This is a genomic window from Nocardiopsis sinuspersici (assembly GCF_001998325.1).
GTDB classification, from domain to species: Bacteria; Actinomycetota; Actinomycetes; order Streptosporangiales; family Streptosporangiaceae; genus Nocardiopsis; species Nocardiopsis sinuspersici.
The window spans coordinates 96891-116046 of the sequence record NZ_MCOK01000001.1 but is presented as its reverse complement, the minus strand read 5'-3'; the positions used below and the strand labels follow the sequence as shown (position 1 = coordinate 116046).

Sequence of the window (19156 nt, the reverse complement as noted above, 5' to 3'; positions counted from 1 at the left end):
GGTTCACAGGTTTTCCCAGGAGAGATGGGTTGCAATGAGCGAGTTCCGTATCGAGCACGACTCGATGGGTGAGGTCAGGGTTCCGGCCGAGGCCAAGTGGCGGGCCCAGACGCAGCGTGCCGTTGAGAACTTCCCGATCTCTGGCCAGGGGCTCGAAGGCGCCCACATCGCAGCCCTCGGCCAGATCAAGGCCGCCGCGGCCAAGGTGAACGCCGAACTCGGCGTCATCGGCGAGGACCTCGGCAAGGCCGTCCGCGAGGCCGCCCTGGAGGTCGCCGAGGGCAAGTGGGACAGCGAGTTCCCCGTCGACGTCTTCCAGACCGGCTCGGGCACCTCCAGCAACATGAACACCAACGAGGTCGTGGCGTCGCTGGCCACCGAGCGCCTCGGCTCCCCGGTGCACCCCAACGACCACGTCAACGCGTCGCAGTCCTCCAACGACGTGTTCCCCTCCTCCATCCACATCGCCGCCACCTCGGCCGTCCAGAACGACCTCGTTCCGGCGCTGCGGCACCTGGAGCGGGAGCTGACCGGCAAGTCGGCCGAGTTCGCCTCCGTGGTCAAGAGCGGCCGCACCCACCTGATGGACGCCACCCCGGTCACCCTGGGCCAGGAGTTCGCCGGATACGCCGCCCAGGTGCGCTACGGCGTGGAGCGGCTGGAGGCCGTGCTGCCCCGCGTGGCCGAGCTGCCGCTGGGCGGTACCGCCGTCGGCACCGGCATCAACACCCCCGAGGGCTTCTCCGCCCGGGTCATCGCCGAGATCGCCGCCAACACCGGCCTGCCCCTGACCGAGGCCCGCGACCACTTCGAGGCGCAGGGCGCCCGCGACGGCCTGGTCGAGCTCTCCGGCCAGCTGCGGACCATCGCGATCGGCTTCGCCAAGATCGCCAACGACATCCGCTGGATGGGCTCCGGCCCGACCGCGGGCCTGGGCGAGATCTTCCTGCCCGACCTCCAGCCGGGCTCCTCGATCATGCCGGGCAAGGTCAACCCGGTCCTGTGCGAGGCCATGCTCCAGGTCTCCTCACAGGTCGTCGGCAACGACGCCGCGGTGGCCTTCGGCGGCGCGACCGGCAACTTCGAGCTGAACGTGCAGCTGCCGATGATCGCCCGCAACGTGCTGGAGTCGATCCGCCTGCTCTCCAACGTCTCGCGCGTGTTCGCGGACCGCTGCGTGGCCGGGATCGAGGCCAACGCCGAGCAGTGCCGCGTCTACGCCGAGTCCTCGCCGTCGATCGTCACCCCGCTCAACCGCTACATCGGCTACGAGGAGGCCTCCAAGGTCGCCAAGCAGTCGCTGAAGGAGAAGAAGACCATCCGCGAGGTGGTCGTCGAGCGCGGCTACATCGAGGACGGCAAGCTCACCGAGGCGCAGCTCGACGAGGCCCTCGACGTGCTGAGGATGACCAACTCCCGGTAGCCGGGCTGCGCGGCGGCCGGGTCCACCGGTCGCCGGCAGTGGTCACGGGGCACCCCGCACGCGTGTGCGGGGTGCCCCGTGTCGTGGGTCGGACGGGGCGGGTGAGGACCGGGCGAAAGCCGGTCGGAGCCGGTCGGGGCGGGGCCGGGCGGAGCCCGGCACGGTCTCCCGCTCCGGGAACCTTCCGCGCACGGAAGGCATCCGACATTCTTGGAAAGAGCACCGAAAAGCCCGCCTTCGAGAGGGCAGTACATGTCGAGCAACAGCGACCCCGAGCGCATCGTCGCGGACCGCTACGTCCTGCGCCGCGAACTCGGACGCGGCGGTATGGGTGTGGTCTGGGAGGCCTTCGACCCGTCCCTGGACCGCGTCGTCGCGGTCAAGCAGGTGCTTCTCCCCGACCACTTCACCGACTCCGAGCGCGCGGACGCGCACGGACGGGTCCGGCGCGAGGCGCGGTCGGCGGCGCGGATCAGCCACCCCGCGGTGATCACCGTCCACGACGTCTTCGAGTACGGAGGCAACCCGTGGGTGGTCATGGAGCTGATCGAGGGCGGATCCCTCCAGGAGCGCCTCGACGAGCGGGGCGCCCTGCCGGTGGACGCCGTCGCGGAGATCGGGGAGGCCCTGGTCAAGGCGGTGCGGGCGGCGAACGCGGCCGGAGTCCTGCACCGGGACATCAAGCCCGGCAACATCATGATGTCCCTGGACGGCCGGGTGGTCCTCACCGACTTCGGCATCGCCACGATGGAGGGCGGGCCGAGCATCACCCGTACCGGTGCGCTCATCGGTTCCCCCGAGTACATGCCGCCGGAGAGGCTGGAGGGCGCTCCCGCGGATCACCGGGGCGACCTGTGGAGTATCGGCGTGACCCTGCTCGCGGCCGTGGAGGGGGTGTCCCCGTTCCACCGGGACAGCCTCACGGCGGCGATCGCGGCGGTGATCTCCGCGCCGCTGCCACCCATGACGCACGCCGGCTGGCTGAAGCCGGTCATCACGGGGCTGCTGGAACGCGATCCGGACCGGCGGCTCACCGCGGACGAGGCGTTGGCCCTGCTGCGCGAGCGCGGCGGTCCGGGAGGCGGAGCCGCCGTGTTCGGCAGCGGTCCGCAGAGTGCCCACCACGCGCCGAGCGGTGGGCACACCGCGTTCGGCGGGCCGCCCGGCGGCCACCCCGGCACGGGGGCCCCTCCGCCGCAGAGTCCTCCCCCCGGCCACATGGGCCCCACCGGCCCCGGCAGAGCGTTGGGAACGAGCGGACCGAACGGGCCGGCGAACCCGGCGGCGCCGTTCCCGCCCGGCCCCGGACACCGGCCGGCGCCGTCCTACCAGCAGCAGCCGATGTACGCCGGAGGCTACGGCGGGCCGGGCGGCCCCGGAGGCCCCCACGCCGGTGGCCCCGGCCACGGTCCGCTTCCCGCCGGTGCGAACGCGCAGTCGGGTTCGGGGACCACCAGGGTCCTGCTCGGTGTGGGCGCGGGCGCGGTGGCGCTGCTGCTCATCGCCACGGTCGTGGCCGTGGTGCTCCTGCGCTCGGGCGGGGAACCCGCGAACGTGTCCGCCACGCCGGTCGACCCGCCCGCGAGCCAGGCCCCTCCGACCGAGTCCTCCGACGGCGAGGAGGCCGACGCCGGAAGCGGCTACGGCGGTGAGAGCGGGGAGAGCGGTGACGGCGGACAGGAGGGCGACGACGGGGAGCCGCCGTCCTACGACGAACTGGAGACCTTCAGCTCGGAGTGGTTCACCGTGGACTACCCGGCGGGGTGGGAGGTGGACGACAGCCAGATCGACAACACCCTGGCGGTGTTCGTCGCCCCCGGCGGCGACCACCAGGTGTGGGTGACCGGATGGACCGAGGAGGAGTTCACCGGGACGAGCGCCGAGTACCTCCGGGAGACCAAGGGCGGCACCGACGTCTCCGGAGACGTCACGACCGGCTTCACGCAGTTGGAGCTGAAGGACTTCGACGAGGACGACTTCGAGGAGGGGTGGGACGTCGCGCTGGTGGAGGCCGACCTCGCCAACGAGACCTGGGCCACCCCGGAGCGGCGCTTCTGGGCCTACGCGGTCAACATGGACTACGAGGGCAACCGGGTGTTCTACCTGGTCAGCGTGAACGTGCCGCGCGGGCAGGCCGACCACTACGACGACCTGCACGAGGACGTCATGGAGACGTTCACCCCGCACCTCTGAGCACGGGCGCCCGTCCGCCGTGTAACCGCCGACGAGGGAACGGCCCCCGCGTGATGGCGAATTCCAGGGGTCGTCGCAACACATGAGGTCAGTTGCTCGCCGCGAGCAGTTTAGCCAGGCGCTCGGCTGGGGTTTCCCAGCCGAGCGTCTTGCGTGGTCGGCTGTTGAGTTCAGCGGCGACGACGTCCAGGCGCTCACGGGTGTGGTCGGACAGGTCGGTGCCCTTGGGAAAGTACTGCCGCAGCAGACCGTTGGTGTTCTCGTTCGAGCCGCGCTGCCAGGGACTGGCCGGGTTGCAGAAATAGACCGGGACGTCGGTGGCGACGGTGAACGCGCGGTGGGCGGCCATCTCCGATCCCTGGTCCCAGGTGAGAGATCGCCGCAGGTGCGGCGGGAGCGTCCCAACGCTCTCGACCAGGGCATCGCGGGTGGAGGCCGCGCTGTGGCCGACGGGCAGATGAAGCAGCATCACGTAGCGGGTGGAGCGTTCCACCAGGGTGCCGATCGCTGACTTGCCGCCCTTGCCGATGATGAGGTCGCCCTCCCAGTGGCCGGGAACGGCCCGGTCAGCGGCCTCAGCGGGCCGGTCACTGATCATGACCATGTTCCTGATCGCGCGGGGCAGGCGCTTGTATGCGTGGCGGTGGGGGCGGCGACGTGTGCGTCCCGTCCGCAGGGCACGGGCCAGCTCTCGGCGCAGTTCACCGCGGCCCTGGACGTAGAGGGCCTGGTAGATCGTCTCGTGGGTCACGCGCATCTCCGGGCGGTCAGGGAACCGTCTGCGAAGAGCGTGGCAGATCTGTTCGGGGCTCCACCGCATCTTCAGGTGGTGCTGGATGAAGTCCCGCAGCTGTGGGCTCTGGCCGATCTTGTCGGGCTTGGGACGGGGTGTGCGCTGATCAGCTCGGCGCTGGGCGGCGTGCGGCCGGTAGGCCCAGCTTCCGTCTGGCAGGACGGTCCGGTTGCGGCGGATTTCCCGGCTGACTGTGGAGGGGCTGCGGCCCAGCTCGGCCGCGATCGCGCGGATCGTGGCCTTCTCCCGTAGCCGGTCGGCTATGTGGATTCGGTCCGCCTCGCGCAGATACCTGGACGGTCCGTCCAGGGGCGTCCCCGAAGGTTTCGGGGACGCCCCTGACGGTTCGATCGGCAATGCCTGGACGGTGCCACCGGACGCGGTACGCCCGTTGCGCCATCGCTTGCCCGTGCGCACGTTGATGCCCACGATCCGGGCTGCCTCTGCGTACCCCACACCTTGATCCACCAGCTGAAGGTAGACCCGGCGTTCTTCCACCAGGGCACGTGTCCCCGCGTTGACCGAGCGGTCCCGGATCTTGAATTCCATCGCTTCCCCTGAGGTGGGGTGTTGCGACGATCACTAGAACTCAAGCGGTAAGACGGGGCCGTTTTACGCGGTAAAAACCGTCGATGCTGTGCGTTCACTACGCCTTGAGGCCGGGCCCAGGGCTTCAGAAGTTTTACCGCGTAAAGCGAGGGCGGCAGGGATCCGCTACAGCCGGTCCAGGAAGGCTTGAGCGAAGCGCTGTAGTTCCTCGGGCCCCAGGCCGGAGGCCAGCTCCTTGTAGACCTGGCCGGCCAACACCTCGGGCTCGTCCCAGGACAGGTCCAAGGTCAGCTGCTCACCAGGCTGGGGCGAGCTCCTCCTGCTCGAGGTGCCCTGCTGCTTCTTCGCTGTGGCCGGTGGCTTCTCCACAGACGACTCCGCCTGTACCGACGGCGATGGAGGAACGGAAGGGCCGGCGGGTTTTACCGCGTAAAACTCTTCCTGCTGTTCCTGGTGCGCGGCCAGTTGTTCTTCGGCCGGGAGCTTGCCCAGCTCCCGGGCCTGAGCCAGCTTCAACTCCCCGTCCTTCAACGCCTGCTGCAGGTCCGGGTGCAGGCCCAGCAGGACGAGGCGCTGGGTGATCCACCCGTTGGATTTGCCCAGGAGCGTGGCCGCCTGCGATCGGTTCAGCCCGTGGTCGAGGAGCTTGCTGATCTCACGAGCTTCTTCCAGGGGGTGCAGGTCCTGGCGGTGGATGTTCTCCGCCAGCACCGCCGCCCGCAGCGCGACCTCGCCGTCGTCCTCCTCACCGCGGGAAGTGCGCACGTGTACCGCCACAGTCTCCAGACCCGCCAGCTGCGCGGCGGCCAGGCGGCGGTTGCCGTTGATCACGACGAAGACCGCCTCGGCCACCGCCGCCTCGTGCTCGGGGTGCACCTGCACGTAGGCGCGGCGGGGAATGACGTGCAGAGGCTGCAGCAGCCCGTGCTCTTTGAGGCTGTGCGCGAGCTCTGAGAGGTCCCCCAGGCTCTCGCGCGGGTTCTCGGGGTTGCCCACCAGCTGTTCCAGCGGCACCCGGCTCGGATCGGCGGGGGCCTCGCCGGCGGCCTGGGAGATGAGTTGGCGGCGGGCGCTGGTGGCCTGCCCGGCGGCACCGAAGGAGGCCGAGCGGCCCAGTTTGTCGGCCTTGCTCACGACAGCGTCCTCGCGATCTGGCGCATGGCAGCGGCCTGGTCGCACTTGGGGTCATACACCAGCAGGCCCTGCTTGCTGCGCACCGCCTCGCGCTGCTCCTTGCGGTCGGGCACCACCGCGACGACCGCCGGATCTCCGATGTCCTCCCACGCCTGCAGCGAGGAGGTGGCGATGAACCCGCGGCGGCTGTCGTACATGTTCACCACCAGCCCCAGGTAGTCGATCTCCAACCGCATGTCCTGGCGCAGGTCCTCGATCTGCCCGGTCAGCAGGGTGAAGGCGTCCGCGCTGGAGTCCTCGGCCTGCACCGGGATCACCACCCCGGAGGCTCCGGTCTTCTCCTCGTCGCGGCGACGCCCGTAGTAGATGGCGCTGTCCATCGACAACCCCAGGCTGGGCGGGCAGTCGACCACGATGACGTCGAAGCCCTCCTCAACCGGTTCCAGGGCCCGCTCCAGCGCCGCTTCGCGGGCGCGGATAGTGGAGAGCTTCACATCCAGGACGAATCCGTCGGCGCACGCCGGCAGCAGATACAACCGGTCGCCGAAGCGCTCATCCTCGATCGGCACGATGAGGTCAGCCAGGTCTCCCTTGGCCTCACCAGTCATGTGCTTGACCAGGCTGTCGCTGTCCAAAGCCAGGTTGTCCACGCCCAGCTGGGTGGTCAGGTGCCCTTGGGGGTCGAAGTCGACCATCAGCACGCGCCGGGCAGGCCCGTCGTGCTCGGTGCCTTCGGCGTAGGCCTGTCCCACTCCGGCGGTCAGGGCAGTCTTGCCCACGCCGCCCTTCTGGTTGGCCATGATCCTGCGCCGGGGATGTGGTGTTGCCACGTGTTCCTCCTGTGGGGAAGGGTGGTCGGCGAGCCAGAGCTCCAATGCCTGTGCCAGGCCCTGGATGTAGGAGACCTTGCGGTCGGCGCAATGCGCCTTGAAGGTGTCGTAGACGCCCAGCGGCAGCCAGGTGCTGAACGGCGGCGCGCCGGAGGTATCCACCACAGCCTGAGACCCGGCTTGTTGCCAGGCCTGGAGCGCTTGGGTCACCACATCCTGCATGTCGAACTGGTGCTCGGCAGCGCGGATTTTCACGCGGGCCCGGAGCTGTCCGGGCAGCTTGGAGGTGACCTTCTCCCTCTCGCCGGAGGTTGGTGATGCCATACGCGTTACCTTACTAACGCATCTGGACTGAGGGAATCTCCTCCCGTCGCGACACGGTCTTTTACCGCGTAAAACGAGAACTGCATGGCGACTTCAAGTGCGGCCCTGGCCTCGCTCGCGTGCTACGCGTACCACCCACGGTCGGGGCGGTAGGTGCTGTCGTTCTCGGCTTCGCGCAACCGGTCCAGCGTCATCTCCACCGGCGCCCGCCGCTCAGGTGCCAGCGCGGCGAGCCAGCTCCGTCCTCGTCCATGGAGTCGATGTACCCGCATCCACCCGCCGACCCCGACTAAGACTGCTCGGGCATGTCCACACCAGGGGTCGGCGCGGAGCGCGGCCACGGAAGCACCATGTCCAACCTCGCGGTTCTTTGGAGGCGCGAGATAGGGCTGAGGAGGCATGAGCGCTTGCTTAGCGTGGTGCGAACTGCTGGGGCCAACAGTGCCGACTCAACGGACCGGCTGCTGCGCTAGGACTACGTGTCTAGGAAGCTGGTCTGGCCGGTGCGAGACCGGCCCAGATGCCGACGGCAGGTGAGGGCCTGGTCGCTGCGCTGAGTCAGAGCGGACCCACCGCGGCGTGATAGGTGACCGCAGGCACCTCGATCCCGGCCTACATGTGACTGGTGAGTCCGTGCACCACCGCGCCCTACCCCATCCGCACCCAGGCTGCGTCGGCCAGATATTCCGTGGCGGAGCCAGTGGGCTCTGCAGAAGCTACTGCTCGGGCTCGCTCACAGCAGGTCGCGGAGTTCGTCGGCGCTGAGTCCAGCCTGCTTCAAGATCGAGGACGTGGTGCCGCGCTTCAACTCCTTGTGCAGCGGCACGATCACGGTTCTCTCCCCACGCCGGAGTTTGGCGTGGTCACCCTTGGTCCGGACGTGCTCGAACCCGACGCGCTTGAGCGCGGTGACGACCTGGGGGCCAGAAGCGATGGGGATGTGGGAAGGACTCACGCAGGCAAGCGTATGTCGATCTCCGCAGCCTTGCTGGGGCCTGTGGACAACCGGTGCACCGCGTCCTCGGCCTCGTCCTCGAAGTACAGCTCCAATGCCTCGGTGAGGGCGTCCAGGGCCTCCTGCTCGGTCTCGCCCTGGGAGGCGACCTCGACGTCCACCGCGCGCGCCACATATCCCCCGACCTCCAGGTCCGGGGTCACGGTGACGGCCAGATGCAGTGTGCGCTCCATGCACACCATCCTACCCAGTCGGACAGGTATGGACAGATCTGATGGCACTCCATGGCGGTGCATGGCACGCCATGGAGCTCTACTGCTGAGATGGCGTGCCCGATTTCCCCGGTTCATACAGACCACACACACCAGTACCCCGGCGTGGGGAAAGCAATGAACCGGCATACCGGCTTACCCGTGTACCGGTACACGGGTAAGCCGCCAGGGGTGTGAACTGCGAAAGGGCCTGTGCGGTCGGCTCCGCGAAGCCCCACAGGCTGACCGCCCATCTAAGCTGTTCAACCGCAGTCGGGGACGCGGACGAGGGTCAAGCCCTGCTCCTTATCCGCGTGCTACGCGTGCCATCCATGGCCGGGGCGGTAGGTGCTGTCGTCCTCGGCCTGACACAACCGGTCCAGCATCATCTCCACCAGCGCCCGCTGCCCGGGCGCCAGCGCGGCGAGCCAGGCTTCGTCGTCGGCGGCCTGGGCATCGGAGACCTCGTCCTCGTCCACGCTGTCGTTGTACCCGCATCTACGTCACCACCGCCCGGCCTCGCCCGGGTGGTGTCCTGCGTCCTGGCCAGGCGCCGCGGCGGTGTCTGCCCCGTGTCCGCGGCGGGGTTGGCCAATGCCCACCGGTGGGCCGGTGGTCCGGCTCTTGCGTGTCAGCGCCCCGGGCGGGCTGTGGCCAGTGCCGGTGCGGTGTCCGCCTGCTGTTCGCCCTCGCCGCGCCGGGCCGGGTCCTGTCCAGGGAGGTGTCCGCGGGTGTCTACCTCCAGGCGCTGGTGGGTGACCTCACTGCGGTAGCGGCGTGCGGTGCGCGGGTGGGCGTTGATGTACCGGGCGAGCTCGGTGTCGGTGATCGCAGGGAAGGCCTGCAGGAGTTCACGCACCCGCTGGCGCTTCTGTGCAGGTGAAAGCGGCTCTGCCGGAGATGCATCCTCCACCTGGGGGGCACGCCGGTCAGGGGAGAAGTGCGCGTCCTGGGCCCGGGGGGCGGGCCGGGTCTGCGGCGGCGCGGTGGCGGGTGTGCCGTCCACTTCTTGGACAGCGTGGGCGGCGGCGGTCTCGGCCGGCGCCGCGCCGGTTGCCGGGCGCCCGTTCCCCTCAACGGTGCCCATGTCCGGGCCCGGGGAGGGCAGGGCGGCGCTGTCGGGGACATGTCCGGGGTTAATGTCCGGGACCGGCGCCGACTCGTGGACAGCCACAGCCGGGGCGGCGGCGGTGGGGCGGACATGGCCAGTGTTGTTGTCCAGGGCCGCCACCTCCGCGGCGGTCATGGCCACCGCGTGCACGGTCATGGCCCGGGTCAGCTCGTAGGCGGTGTCGAGGTCGTAGCCGTTGTTGAGCATCCACCGCAGGTGCCGGGGGGTGTGGCGGCGCCAGGTACGGCCGTGCTGCTCGCGCAGCATGGCGTAGGCCAGCTGGCGGCGCTGCTCGCGCTCCAGGGCCTGGGGGTAGGACGTGATGCCCCAGCCCAGCATGAGCCGGGCCACCTTCATGGTGGAGAGCGGGTGGGCGATCCATCGCCCCACGGGAATACGGTCAGCGGACTGGCCGTGCGCGATCCCGGCCAGATGGCGCACCCAGGCCGCCACCCCCTCGGCGATGAGGATGATGACGATGGGCGGGCCGGCGTGGCCCAGGTAGGAGGCGGTGGAGCCGTCCCCCTGGCTCACGTTGAGGATGATGGTGATGGCCGACAGGGCGTAGGCCGCCCACCGGTTCAGGGGGTGGCGCCGGCCCTGCCACTCCATGAGCAGGTCCATGGCCAGGAAGTAGACGATGACCGCGTCGATGCCCAGCGGGAAGAGGAAGCGCAGGTCACCGCCGTTGATCGCGTCCAACTGGGTGCGGGCCAGCCAGGTGGCCGCCTCGTACAGGGCGGCGTAGCTCATGGTGAACGCGACCAGGATCAGTGCCAGCGCCACCACGGCGATGACGGCGGTGGCCACCAGGTAGCCGCCGTGCAGGGGCGCCGCCCCTGAGTCCCCCCGCACGCGCGCGGGTCTGCGGGAGGCCAGGCGGCGCATGCCCCACACCGCCAGTACCGTGACGGCCAGGGCGGCCGCGGCGATCAGCGACCACAACGGGAGGGGCAGGGACTGGGGCATGGGTTCTCCAGAGCAGGCGGGGACCCGAACGAGTGTGCCAGAGCTTCCTTGTAACCACCCTTCAGCACCGGTGTCTGTTACCCCTGGGAGCTTCGTGTTCAGGTGGCGGCCTCGTCCAAGGCTTGGCGGGCCTGGGCGTGCATGTGGGGGTCGTTGGTGGCTGCCAGCAGTTCGACCGCTTGCTCCAGCAGAGGGATGGCCTGGTCGGGGCAACCTGATCGGTAGTGGACCAGGCCCAGTTCGTAGCACGCTTGGCCGTGAGAGTGCTGATCGTGCTGCTCGGCGAAGAACTCCACAGACCACTCCAGGATCACGGTGGCCTCCTCCCAGCGCTGGATTCTTCCCAACGAGGTCCCCACTCCCGCGTAGGCCACCGCCTCGCCGTGGGCATCGCCGAGTAGGTGGAAGGTGTTGCGGGCATGGGTGTGGGCGTCAATGGCCTCATCGCACCGGCCCGTCTCGCGCAGGGCGAGGCCGAGGTTGTTCCACGCCATCGCCTCGGTGTGGGCGTCGCCCAGCTGCTGGGAGATGTTGCGGGCGCGGGTGTGGGCGTCAATGGCCTCATCGCACCGGCCCATCTCGCACAGGACGAGGCCGAGGTTGCCCCACGATCCCGCCTCGCGGTGGGCGTCGCCCAGCTGCTGGGAGATGTTGCGGGCGCGGGTGTGGGCCTCGATTGCCTCGTCGAACCGGCGCACCTCGTACAGGGCGAGGCCGAGGTTGTTCCACGCCGCCGCTTCGTTGAGGCGGTCGCCGATGCGTTGAGCGGTTTCCAGGGCTAGGCGGGTGATGGTGTTCTGGTCGCGAAACAGCCGACGCATATCCAGGTACTCACGCAGTTTGAGCGGCAGCTCAATGGTGGCGCGAATGTGGCCGGTTTGGTGGGCCAGGTGGGCGGTGTTGATCAGCACCGCCCGCTGGGCGTCCAACCACCCCAACGCCTCCTCCCTGTCGGCGAACGCCTCAGGGGGGTCGTCGCCGGGCAGCGCCTGCAGGTGCTGTGCGGCGGCAGTGACGTGGTCGGTGTAGTAATCGAGCAGACGCCGCCGGGCCCGGGTCAACCGCGAAGCGGGCCGGGGACCAGCCAGAGTGGTGGCGTAGGAGGCCACCAGGTCGTGCATCTCCCACCGGCCCTTGGAACCCGTGAGCAGGTGGGAGGAGGACAGTCCCCGCAAACGGGCCACCACCGTGGTCTCATCCGTCCCGGCCAGGACGGCGGCGGCCGTAGTGGAGATGTCCGGGCCCGGGAGCATCCCCAACAATGTCAGCAGGTCTTGCTGCTCGGCGGGGAGCCGGGCCAGGGAGGTGTCGAAGACCGCGCCGAGCTCGCGGTGGTCGGTGAAGCGGGTGATCCGGTCCGCTCCCTGGGTGAGGGCGTGGGCCAGGGGCTCGGGTTCCAGGTCGGGGGCGTTCTTCAATTGGCCCGCGGCGATCCGCAACGCCAGCGGCAGGCCTGCGCACGCCTTGGCCACCTGGGTGAGCCCTTCCACGTCGTGGGCGCGCTCATCGTCGGGGTCGGTCAGGCGCAGGTCGGTCGCCAACACCCGGAAGGCCTCCGCGTCGTTCAGTACCCCCACGTCCACCCGTCGCGCTGGGAGTCCGCCCAGGCGTTCACGGGAGGTGGCCAGGAGCCGGTGCCCGCCCGGGCCCGGCTCCAAGGGTGTGACCTGGTCAGGGGTGGAGGCGTTGTCGGCCACCACCAGCACAGGCCCGCCCCACTCTTGGCCCCGGGCGGCCAGGGTGGCGCGGTATAGGCCTGCACGGGCGTCACCGTCTTCGGGGATGCGCTCGGCTTCCACCCCCAGGGAGTGCAGGAGGGATTGCAGAGCGCGGTGGGCGTTGACCGGGGTGGTGTAGCCGCGCAGGTCCAGGAACAACGCCTGGGAGAACCACCCCTGGCCCAGGGTCTGGTGGGCTGCGGTCAGGGCGAGTTGGGTCTTGCCGACTCCGCCCATCCCCACCACCGACACCGCCGCCGTTCCCTCGGCGTTGGCCGGGTCCAAGGCGGCCAGAAGCCGTTCTAGGTCCTCTTCGCGGCCGGTGAAGCCCGCCTCCACCGGCGGTAGGGCCGCCGCCATCGACGCCGCACCCTGGGGCGCCGCATCTGCGTAGAAGTAGTTGATGTCGCCGCGGTGGTTACTGATGCCGACCACGTCCCGGTCGGCGTGGGCTCGGTTCTGGCCGACCCGGGTGCGGGGCGAGGGCTTCCTCTGCTTGTTCTTCTTTTTGGGCACTTTCAACTCTCCCGGCCCGAGCCATGGTCGCCGTGGTGGTTGTTCTGTGTCCCGATCACGTCCCGCCCCGCCCGGGCGCGGGATTGGTCCACCCGGGTGTTCTCGTGGCGTTCCACCTTCTTGCCGACGACCTCACCCTGGAAGGTGCCATCGGAGAAGTCGACGTGGTCGCCACCTTCGTGGTTGTGGGTGTTGGTGACCCCGCCGTGGAGCGTGTGGGCCTGCACCGCCGTCCCTGACACGGTCCCGCTGGACTGGTGCGATACTCCCGCCTGCGGGGCATTCGCCCCCAGTTCTCGGAGCAGGGCTTGCAGCCGCTCAGCCGCCTCGGGGTGGGTCCGCAGCAGGCGGCGCAGCTTCGGCTTCCACTCCCCGGCCGCTTCGGCGGCCAAGCCGGGATCGGCGACCACCTTGGCGCGGGAGCGTTCCAGCTCCGCGGCGGCCACGTGCGCGGCGGCGGTGAACAGGGCCGCGAATCCTTCCAGGGCTGAGCGCCACGCGGCCTCATCATGCGTGGTCATCGAACCGGCCAGGGTGGTAGCGGCTCGCTCCACCAGTTGGGAGGTGTCCTTCATGATGGCTGCACCTGCTCCTCACACCAGGGGGTGTGCGCCCGGGTACGGGTCACACACCGATAAGACACGCTAACCCGCGTTCGGGTCCCCCCTCCCCTGGCATCGCAGCGTGCGGACCCAGGGTCGTGCGCACAGGGGTCGCATAGCAGAATTTCTCGGGATGCTGGAGCGCACGCCCTCGCGGACGGAGCCAAGAACCGCACCTGTCTGAATCTCGCGGCCGCCGTTCCGCAGGCGAATTAGCAGCATGAGTTACTTATGTTGCCGATGTGCCCATTGGGTGTTTTGTTCACCTATCCAGTGATCACCGAACAGCGACAACAGCGGCAACGTCGACCGTCTTGCATGGCTCTGACCTGCATGAAGTAACGTTCACCACCGTTTTTGACTCATAATCACTGGAGGCACACCCCGCCTCCTGCCTGCCGTTTTGAGCGGCGCACCCAGATCCTCACCCAGGACTCCTTGCCCCCGAACACAGAGCCACAAGGTCGTGTGCTTGCCACTCCCCACCTCCCCACACCCCGTTTCCTCCCCTTAACACAAGGAAGTGTCTACCTTGCCCGATAACGGCCCCCTTTCCCCCGCCGTGACCTCGGACGTGCCTGAGATCAGGAACGCCCAGGGGCCTGAGGAAGTGAGCTGGGAGTACCTGGTCAAGTTCGAACTGCCCCGCGTCGCCACCCACCTTCAGATCGCCCACCGCGCTTCCCACGAGGAGGCCAAGGAGTGCGCACAAGAAGCCCTGACCACCTGCTGGAGCAACCGCGCCACCATCCAGAACATGAACGCCTACCTGCGCACGGTCGCGGCCCGACAGCTCTACAAGCGACCCGCCAAACCCATGCTCGTCCCCCTGGAGGACGTGGGCGTCGGTGAGGAACCCGTGGCCCACACCCCCTCCCCGGCGGCCGAAGCCGAGAACCGAGAGACCAACGCCGTGATCCTTCAGGCCATCGGCGCCCTCCCCTACCACCAGCGGGTGGCCATCGCCCTGGCCCTGGACGGCTACCAGCCCGCGGAGATCGCCAGCATCACCGGCAGCACCCCCCAGGCCGTACGCACCAGCCTCAGCCGCGCCCGAGCCACCCTCAAGACCAGCCTCGCCTCCCTGCGAAAGAAAGACGGCGCATGAGTCACCCACTCAACGACACAGAACTGGACTCCCTGCTCGCAGAGTTGCACCGCGACGTACTGCACCAGTGGTCCACCGACTTCGCCCAACGCGGACACAGCCGCCCCGAGCGGTGGTCGGACCGCCTCATGAGCGACCTGGACATGACAGACACCGACGGGCTCAACACCACCCGCTTCCTGCAGGTGACCATCGCCGACCTGCTCGCCCGGGTGACCGCGCACCTGGGCGCCGAGGGAGAGTTCGTCGCCCACGAGGCCACCGGGCACCTGTGCCGCCTGCTCACCGGACTCCAGCAGAGCAACCTCACCCTGGAGCAGGCCGATGTCCTGACCGCCGACCTGGCCGAGGCCGAGCAGCACCTACGCGCCATGGTCAACCTCGACTTCGCCGGATCCACGTGCCGAAGAACCCATGAGGCTCTGGATGAGCTCCGCGCCTCCATCACCTACCTGGACCGACACGTGCGTGCTCGCTTGCGGCGCGCCGGCCACGACCTCGCCGGGCGCTGACCCCCGCGCACGCAGGCCCGACTCTTCCTGAGGACGCCACCCATGAGAGCCCCCACCGCACCACTGCCGACCAGAACGGGTGACCTCTGCACCACCGGCTGCCGTTCCCTCCTGCTCGATCTCGACGCCGCCTCCGCGGTGGCCGCGGAAGACCATCACGCCTACACCTGTGCGCGTTGCCGTGGCCTGGTGTGTGCCTTGTGCGGCACCACACCCGTGCGCTGGGCTGGCTACATCTGCCGCCGCTGCGTGGCGCCCGCGCCCGCGCCGCTAACCGCAAAGCAGCTGCGTGCCGCGCTCAGCTGCCTTGCCGACGACGAAGTCGTCCTCTTTCACGCTCACGGAAAGACCTGGGCGGTCGCCGATACTCCCGCAGAGCGGCCCGGTGCACGCGAGGCGATGACCCTCATCGCGACCTGACCCCCTCCCCCCGCAGGCCGCCGGTGGCGAGCACACCACCACGGTGTCCTCGCCACCGGCCGGCCCACCCTGCTTGTGCCCGCACACGCAAGAGCTCCAAGACGTGCCCTGCCCACCGCGGCCGGCACCGCCCGCCCACCCGCACCTGCCGCGCACCCGCCAAGGTCGAGCCCGGTGAACGCTCTGGTTGCTGTGGCCGACGCACCGCCCCGGCGCTGGGCCTGCGCACCCTGCTCAGCGTCGTGCTGCTGTCCGCGCGCTATGCACCGTTGGCGGTACCCGAGTGGGTCAACGACACAATCTGCTTGCTCCTCGCTGGCGGGTGGTGGTAAGCCGGCCGCGCACAGCCCGGGCGGCACACTCTGGTTTCCCAGGTGCACCGGGGCTTCGATGCGCACCGGGTGAGGTCTGGACATGACCAGGGCCCGCATCTGCCAGATGGCAGGTGCGGGCCCTGGTCGTAGGCGGTGGTCGCTTGCTGGCAGACTCACCCCTGCTTGGAGCTGTTCGATGCGGAGCGGGCGCTCTGGAAAGCGGGGGTGATCAGCGGGGCTCAGGGTAGACTGAGACCAGCAGACGAAGGGAGCGCGGACATGGCCCTGACCACGACCGCCGCTATCGGCTTAACCGGTGCGCAGCGCCGCGAGCGTGTCGAGGAGACGATCCATAGCGGCGAGATGGAAGGCTTCACCGTCACTGCGGCGTTTCGTCGTGACGCCGATGCCTACGTTGCGGGTGCCATCGACGTAGACGACCTGGTGGAGCGTACCCGTAGGCGGTATGGCCTCACCTGAGCCCGAGGACCCCTACCTCCAGCCCGATACGGGGCGTCTGCGCAACAAGCTCGGCATCTACGACAAGGCCGCCTTCGACTCAATCGAAGGCGACCTTGTCGGTGTGCGTGCTCTGCAGCTGGAGAAGTATCCTCCTCCGCCCACTGGTGACCTGGCCGAACTGCAGGCCATCCATCGCCACCTGTTCCAGGACCTCTACGACTGGGCTGGGCACCTGCGCTGCATTGATATGCAGAAGGCAGCCGAGGGCGCCGAGATCTTTCTCCCCTTCTCCCAGATCGAGCGGGCCGCGTACTACGGCGCTGAACAACTCCGTTGGGAGAACATGCTGCGCGACCTGCCCATGCGCACGTTCATCGCCCGGCTGGCCTACTACTACGACTGGTTCAACCACATCCATCCCTTCCGGGAGGGAAACGGTCGGACTCAGCGCTTCTTCTGGAACCGGATCGCGCATGATGCCGGATGGGCCCTGAAGTGGAAGCCCGTAGTGGGAACGGTCAACGACCGCGCTTGCCAGCTCGCCTCCGAGGGGGACCTCGCGCCCCTGGAGGCGATGTTCACCAGGGTTGTGGCGCCCAGGACTCTGACCGAGGGAACCTGGGTCAACTTGAACTTCTGAAAGAGTCGGGCTCCACCTCGGTGCGCTCCTGAACCAGCTCGATCAATCGTGCCCAACGCGTGACTGCCAAGGCCGTTCCGACGACCATCGTTCGGGCCCTGGGTATCATGGGGGTTGAGGAACATCGGAACAGGATCCGGCGCTAAGGACGTGCGGCCCGTTCACAGGTCGGTGGTGAGTGCATCCAAGGCGCGGGTCTTGTCCACCTCAGTGGGCAGCGTGTAGCGGCGGGTGGTGTTGAGGCCGGCGTGGCCCATCAGCTCCGCCACCAGCACCACATCGACCGGTGCGGTGGCCACCTCGCCGCGGCCGCGCACGAGGTCGGTGCCGAAGGTGTGGCGCAGCACGTGCGGACCGAACGCCTCGCCGTTATCGGCCGGGCCGATCCCGGCTGCGGCGCCGAGTTCACTCACGGCGGTGTTGGCGGCCCGGGTGGACAGTGCTCCGCCGTCGCGGTTGCGGATCAGCGGCCCCGCGGCGGGGCAGCCGAGTTCGTCAAGCAGTTCCTCGAGGGTGGCGCGGGCCTGGGCGTGCAGGGGTACGTTGCGGTCCTTGCCGCCCAATCGGCCTTTGCCCCGCACTCGCACGCTGCCCTTCCGCGCCGAGAGCCGGATGTCGGCCACGTCCAGGACGACGATCTCCGCGACGCGCAGGCCCGTGTAGTAGCCCAGGTGTCAGATGGCCCGGTCGCGGGGGCCGGCGTCGCGGGCCACGGTGCGCAGGAGGCGCAGCAGGGCGCGCTGGTCCAGGACGCGGGGCGCGGAGGGGCGGGCCAGGTGTTCGCGCACCACGGCGGGCCGCCCTGAGCCGCGCAGGGCGAAGAAGGCATCCACGGCGGCCAGGCGGTTGTTGATGGTGGCCGCGCCCAGGTGAGTGCCCCGCTGGGTGCGGGCGTTCTTCAGGGTGCGGCGCCAGTCGCGCACCGCCCAGTCCCGGGCGTCGGGGTCGGCGAGGGGGTCGCCGTCCAGAGCGCCGGCCTCGCGGGCCTCGGCCAGCCAGGCGAGGAAGGAGGCGGCGCTGCGCCGGTACTTGTCGCGGGTGGCCGCCCCAGGTCGGTGGCCGAAGCCAGGCGGTCGGTGAACGTGGCGAGCTCGTCGGCCAGGTCTCCGGGAAGGTCGTAGGTACGCCGCGGCCGCCCGGTCCGTGTGTTTCCAGAAGTGGTTTCGCAGGGCTGCCGCGGGCCAGGGGTTGTGTTTCCAGAAGTCACCCCGGCAGTCTGCTTCCGGAAATGCTGACTTGCCGCAACCCAGAAACGGACACCAGGCACACGGGAACGAGGCGGGCGTGGCGAACGGATCCGAGCCGGTGATGCTCTTCGACGATGGCCGCACCCAGACCGGGGCTGTGCCCGCGGTGCGCCGCCCGGATCCCCCGGCGCCGGAGGCGGTGTTTCGCGCCCCCGACACCGAGCTGACCGCCTCGGCCGCGGCCCGCGTCGCCGACGGCTGGGCCCCTTCCACCCAGGCCGGCTACGCCCGCGACTGGAACTCCTTCACCGCCTGGTGCACGAGCGCGGGGCGCACCCCGCTCCCGGCCACAGCCGAGACCCTGGCCTCCTACGTCGACCGCTGCGCCACCGCCGGCCAGGCGGTGACCACCAAGGCCGCCCGGATGGCACTGCGCAGCTACTCGCGGGAGTGGGCGAAGGCGGGCGGGCGCCGCCGCCGCGCCCCCGCGCTGAGCGTGGAGGAGCTTCGGTCCATGCTGGAAGCCGCAGGGGAGAGTCTGCGGGGGCTGCGCGATCGCACTCTGCTCCTGCTGGGCTATGCCATGATGGCCCGCCGCTCCGAGCTCGCCGCCCTCAACGTCGCCGACGTGCGCACCGTCCCGGACGGCCTGGAGGTCTTCGTGGCCACGTCAAAGACGGACAAGGATTCCGCCGGTATCACGGTGGCGGTCCCCTACGGCACGCACCGGCTCTCCTGCCCGGTGCGCACGGTGGCCGACTATCTCGCCGCCCTGTCTGAGGGCGGGGTCACCGCAGGGCCACTGCTGCGCTCGGTGGACCGGCATGGCCGCCTCGCCGGCACCCCGGAGGCCGCTGGACGCGGCACGGGACGGATGTCGGGGGCCGGGATCAACCTGGTCGTGCAGAGGCTCGCCGAGGACGTCGGCCTCAAGGGCGTCACCGCGCACTCGTTGCGGGCCGGGCCCGCCACCGCGGCGGCCGCCGCCGGAGCACCACGGGCGTGGATCGCCCGTCAGGGGAGGTGGACGGAGAAGTCGACGGCCGTGGACTCCTACATCCGCCCGGCCGACGCCTGGCGTGACAACCCCATGCGTCGTGTGGGGCTGTAAGACCTGCTCACGACCCTCCCGGGGAGTGAGCCCG

19 protein-coding genes are annotated in these 19156 nt (G+C 69.5%); 8 read left to right on the top strand and 11 right to left on the bottom strand.

The features are described from left to right. Nucleotides 1–34: 34 nt before the first annotated feature. Nucleotides 35–1423, top strand: a complete 1389-nt coding sequence (locus NOSIN_RS00495) for a class II fumarate hydratase (RefSeq protein WP_077688845.1) — start codon at nt 35–37, stop codon at nt 1421–1423. 252 nt (nt 1424–1675) lie between these two features. Beyond that, nucleotides 1676–3616 carry a serine/threonine-protein kinase gene (locus NOSIN_RS00490; RefSeq protein WP_077688844.1) on the top strand — a complete coding sequence of 647 codons (1941 nt, stop codon included), beginning with the start codon at nt 1676–1678 and terminating at the stop codon, nt 3614–3616. Nucleotides 3617–3704: 88 nt separating this feature from the next. Here NOSIN_RS00490 and NOSIN_RS00485 read toward each other — a convergent pair whose 3' ends face one another. From NOSIN_RS00485 to NOSIN_RS00450, 9 genes are all read right to left on the bottom strand, one after another. Beyond that, nucleotides 3705–4865 (bottom strand): IS30 family transposase, encoded by a 1161-nt coding sequence (locus NOSIN_RS00485; protein WP_171986642.1) that lies wholly within the window; start codon nt 4863–4865, stop codon nt 3705–3707. A 258-nt stretch (nt 4866–5123) separates the two neighbouring features. Continuing rightward, nucleotides 5124–6092 (bottom strand): ParB/RepB/Spo0J family partition protein, encoded by a 969-nt coding sequence (locus NOSIN_RS00480; protein ID WP_170293756.1) that lies wholly within the window; start codon nt 6090–6092, stop codon nt 5124–5126. After that, a complete protein-coding gene (locus NOSIN_RS00475) occupies nt 6089–7246 on the bottom strand; it encodes a ParA family protein (protein ID WP_077688841.1) in 1158 nt (385 codons plus the stop codon). The genes NOSIN_RS00480 and NOSIN_RS00475 overlap by 4 nt, the downstream gene beginning before the upstream one ends. 733 nt (nt 7247–7979) lie before the next feature. Next, nucleotides 7980–8201 (bottom strand): type II toxin-antitoxin system HicA family toxin, encoded by a 222-nt coding sequence (locus NOSIN_RS00470; RefSeq protein ID WP_077688840.1) that lies wholly within the window; start codon nt 8199–8201, stop codon nt 7980–7982. Continuing rightward, nucleotides 8198–8434: a type II toxin-antitoxin system HicB family antitoxin gene (locus tag NOSIN_RS00465; protein WP_077688839.1), complete on the bottom strand. Its 237-nt coding sequence runs from the start codon at nt 8432–8434 to the stop codon at nt 8198–8200. Before NOSIN_RS00465 ends, NOSIN_RS00470 begins: the two co-directional genes overlap by 4 nt. 335 nt (nt 8435–8769) lie before the next feature. After that, nucleotides 8770–8931 carry a hypothetical protein gene (locus NOSIN_RS27070; RefSeq protein ID WP_170293755.1) on the bottom strand — a complete coding sequence of 54 codons (162 nt, stop codon included), beginning with the start codon at nt 8929–8931 and terminating at the stop codon, nt 8770–8772. 152 nt (nt 8932–9083) lie between these two features. Further along, the gene (locus NOSIN_RS00460) at nt 9084–10532 is read right to left on the bottom strand and encodes a DUF2637 domain-containing protein (protein ID WP_077688838.1); all 1449 of its coding nucleotides are present in this window, start codon (nt 10530–10532) and stop codon (nt 9084–9086) included. A gap of 98 nt (nt 10533–10630) precedes the next feature. Continuing rightward, complete coding sequence (locus tag NOSIN_RS00455; protein WP_077688837.1) at nt 10631–12766, bottom strand: tetratricopeptide repeat protein; 2136 nt, start codon at nt 12764–12766, stop codon at nt 10631–10633. Nucleotides 12767–12768: 2 nt separating this feature from the next. Then, on the bottom strand, nt 12769–13341 hold the full coding sequence (locus NOSIN_RS00450) for a hypothetical protein (RefSeq protein WP_077688836.1): 573 nt from the start codon (nt 13339–13341) through the stop codon (nt 12769–12771). 601 nt (nt 13342–13942) lie between these two features. On the opposite strand from NOSIN_RS00450, the gene NOSIN_RS00445 reads away from it, so the two are divergent. From NOSIN_RS00445 to NOSIN_RS00430, 5 genes are all read left to right on the top strand, one after another. Beyond that, nucleotides 13943–14476: an RNA polymerase sigma factor gene (locus tag NOSIN_RS00445; RefSeq protein ID WP_170293728.1), complete on the top strand. Its 534-nt coding sequence runs from the start codon at nt 13943–13945 to the stop codon at nt 14474–14476. Then, a complete protein-coding gene (locus NOSIN_RS00440; RefSeq protein WP_077688834.1) occupies nt 14473–14988 on the top strand; it encodes a hypothetical protein in 516 nt (171 codons plus the stop codon). Before NOSIN_RS00445 ends, NOSIN_RS00440 begins: the two co-directional genes overlap by 4 nt. Nucleotides 14989–15030: 42 nt before the next feature. Beyond that, complete coding sequence (locus tag NOSIN_RS26565) at nt 15031–15408, top strand: hypothetical protein (protein ID WP_143832822.1); 378 nt, start codon at nt 15031–15033, stop codon at nt 15406–15408. 593 nt (nt 15409–16001) lie between these two features. Next, nucleotides 16002–16202 carry an antitoxin VbhA family protein gene (locus NOSIN_RS00435; protein ID WP_077688833.1) on the top strand — a complete coding sequence of 67 codons (201 nt, stop codon included), beginning with the start codon at nt 16002–16004 and terminating at the stop codon, nt 16200–16202. Next, a complete protein-coding gene (locus NOSIN_RS00430; protein ID WP_077688832.1) occupies nt 16189–16824 on the top strand; it encodes a Fic/DOC family protein in 636 nt (211 codons plus the stop codon). The genes NOSIN_RS00435 and NOSIN_RS00430 overlap by 14 nt, the downstream gene beginning before the upstream one ends. Before the next feature lie 161 nt (nt 16825–16985). On the opposite strand, the gene NOSIN_RS27550 is transcribed toward NOSIN_RS00430, so the two are convergent. Both NOSIN_RS27550 and NOSIN_RS27545 read right to left on the bottom strand, forming a co-directional pair. Further along, nucleotides 16986–17447 carry a tyrosine-type recombinase/integrase gene (locus NOSIN_RS27550; protein ID WP_236743273.1) on the bottom strand — a complete coding sequence of 154 codons (462 nt, stop codon included), beginning with the start codon at nt 17445–17447 and terminating at the stop codon, nt 16986–16988. Nucleotides 17448–17498: 51 nt separating this feature from the next. Beyond that, nucleotides 17499–17747: a hypothetical protein gene (locus tag NOSIN_RS27545; RefSeq protein ID WP_227015098.1), complete on the bottom strand. Its 249-nt coding sequence runs from the start codon at nt 17745–17747 to the stop codon at nt 17499–17501. Between the two features lie 361 nt (nt 17748–18108). Here NOSIN_RS27545 and NOSIN_RS00420 point away from each other — a divergent pair, with 361 nt between their 5' ends. Next, nucleotides 18109–19122, top strand: a complete 1014-nt coding sequence (locus NOSIN_RS00420; protein WP_236743272.1) for a tyrosine-type recombinase/integrase — start codon at nt 18109–18111, stop codon at nt 19120–19122. Nucleotides 19123–19156: the final 34 nt, after the last annotated feature.

Excerpts from the sequence above, each read along its gene's own strand:
- NOSIN_RS00495 (WP_077688845.1), top strand. The coding sequence starts at position 35 with ATGAGCGAGTTCCGTATCGAGCACGACTCGATGGGTGAGGTCAGGGTT.
- NOSIN_RS00490 (WP_077688844.1), top strand. The coding sequence starts at position 1,676 with ATGTCGAGCAACAGCGACCCCGAGCGCATCGTCGCGGACCGCTACGTC.
- NOSIN_RS00475 (WP_077688841.1), bottom strand. The coding sequence starts at position 7,246 with ATGGCATCACCAACCTCCGGCGAGAGGGAGAAGGTCACCTCCAAGCTG.
- NOSIN_RS00465 (WP_077688839.1), bottom strand. The coding sequence starts at position 8,434 with ATGGAGCGCACACTGCATCTGGCCGTCACCGTGACCCCGGACCTGGAG.
- NOSIN_RS00460 (WP_077688838.1), bottom strand. The coding sequence starts at position 10,532 with ATGCCCCAGTCCCTGCCCCTCCCGTTGTGGTCGCTGATCGCCGCGGCC.
- NOSIN_RS00450 (WP_077688836.1), bottom strand. The coding sequence starts at position 13,341 with ATGAAGGACACCTCCCAACTGGTGGAGCGAGCCGCTACCACCCTGGCC.
- NOSIN_RS00440 (WP_077688834.1), top strand. The coding sequence starts at position 14,473 with ATGAGTCACCCACTCAACGACACAGAACTGGACTCCCTGCTCGCAGAG.
- NOSIN_RS26565 (WP_143832822.1), top strand. The coding sequence starts at position 15,031 with ATGAGAGCCCCCACCGCACCACTGCCGACCAGAACGGGTGACCTCTGC.
- NOSIN_RS00435 (WP_077688833.1), top strand. The coding sequence starts at position 16,002 with ATGGCCCTGACCACGACCGCCGCTATCGGCTTAACCGGTGCGCAGCGC.
- NOSIN_RS00430 (WP_077688832.1), top strand. The coding sequence starts at position 16,189 with ATGGCCTCACCTGAGCCCGAGGACCCCTACCTCCAGCCCGATACGGGG.